The 1,559-nt window shown below is 55.4% G+C and carries 1 rRNA gene; it reads right to left on the reverse strand.

Annotation, left to right across the window (positions count from 1 at the left end):
• A 23S ribosomal RNA gene (locus F593_RS0121105) occupies nucleotides 1–1,381 on the reverse strand; the annotation flags it as partial.
• Nucleotides 1,382–1,559 lie beyond the last annotated feature (178 nt).

Here is a 1,559-nt window from a genome sequence, read left to right on the forward strand (position 1 = left end):
GGAAGAGATTCTCACTCTTCTTTCGTTACTTATGCCAGCATTCTCACTTCCCAAGCCTCCACGGCTGGCTTCCGCCGCCGCTTCAATGGACATGGGAACGCTCTCCTACCGCTCCACCACTAGGGTGAAGCCCGCGGCTTCGGTGGCATGCTTGAGCCCCGTTGAATTGTCCGCGCCCGAACACTAGACCAGTGAGCTGTTACGCACTCTTTCAAGGATGGCTGCCTCTAAGCCAACCTCCTGGTTGTCTATGCACTCGGACATCGTTACCCACTTAGCATGCACTTAGGGACCTTAGCCGGCGATCTGGGCTGTTTCCCTTTTGACGCTGAAGTTTATCCCCCAGCAACTGACTCCCCGGGTCGACGTATCGGTCTTCGGAGTTTGCCTGGTTTCGGTAACCTGGTAGGGCCCCTAGACCAAACAGTAGCTCTACAGCCGACACGCAATAAACCGGAGGCTATACCTAAATATATTTCGGAGAGAACCAGATATCACTGAGTTTGATTAGCCTTTCACTCCGACCCACAGGTCATCCCCGCAAATTTCACCTTACGTGGGTTCGGTCCTCCACGAGGTCTTACCCCCGCTTCAACCTGCCCATGGGTAGCTCACTCAGTTTCGGGTCTGCCGCATACGACTATGTCGCCCTATTCGGACTCGCTTTCGCTACGGCTCCGCTCATCGCTTAACCTCGCCGCATACGAGCAACTCGCTGGCTCGTTATGCAAAAAGCACGCCGTCACAACACAAAGTGCTGCTCCGACCTCTTGTAGGCACACAGTTTCAGGTTCTATTTCACTCCCCTTCCGGGGTTCTTTTCACCTTTCCCTCACGGTACTAGTCCGCTATCGGTCACCTGGAAGTACTTAGCCTTGGAGGGTGGTCCCCCCAGATTCAGTCCGCGTTTCACGGGCGCGGACCTACTCAGGAACAGCTGCGAGAGACTCCACAGTTTCGGCTACGGGACGTTTGCCCTCTATGGTGCGCGGTTCCACGCGCTTCGCCTACCATGAAATTTTGTAACTCTCGGCCAGCCGGCTACGACTGACATCGCTGTCCTACAACCCCGCACACGCAACATGTAGCCACTTACACGTGCACGGTTTAGGCTGATCCCTTTTCGCTCGCCACTACTCAGGGAGTCTCGGTTGATTTCCTCTCCTCGGGGTACTGAGATGTTTCACTTCCCCCGCTTACCTCTACCCAGCCTATGTGTTCAGCTGGGAGTAACGCCCAATTACAAGCGCTGGGTTTCCCCATTCGGAAATCCACGGGTCAAAGGCTGTTAAACGCCTCACCGTGGCTTATCGCAGTCGTCCACGTCCTTCATCGGCTCCAGGTGCCAAGGCATCCACCGTGTGCCCTTACTATCTTGACGGTGATCCCAGCTACGTCTTGCATAAAACCGTAGCCGGGGTGATACCCGTTCCCACGACGTCGTTAAGGAGCGCCGTGGGAATTATTTCGCTGTGTAGTTTTCAAAGACCGCCGAAAGGACAAACCAACGCACCAGCGCCAGCCCGGTCCCTCAAAACGCAACAGCATGCACAACTACC

Source organism: Patulibacter americanus DSM 16676, assembly GCF_000420025.1.
Classification (GTDB): domain Bacteria; phylum Actinomycetota; class Thermoleophilia; order Solirubrobacterales; family Solirubrobacteraceae; genus Patulibacter; species Patulibacter americanus.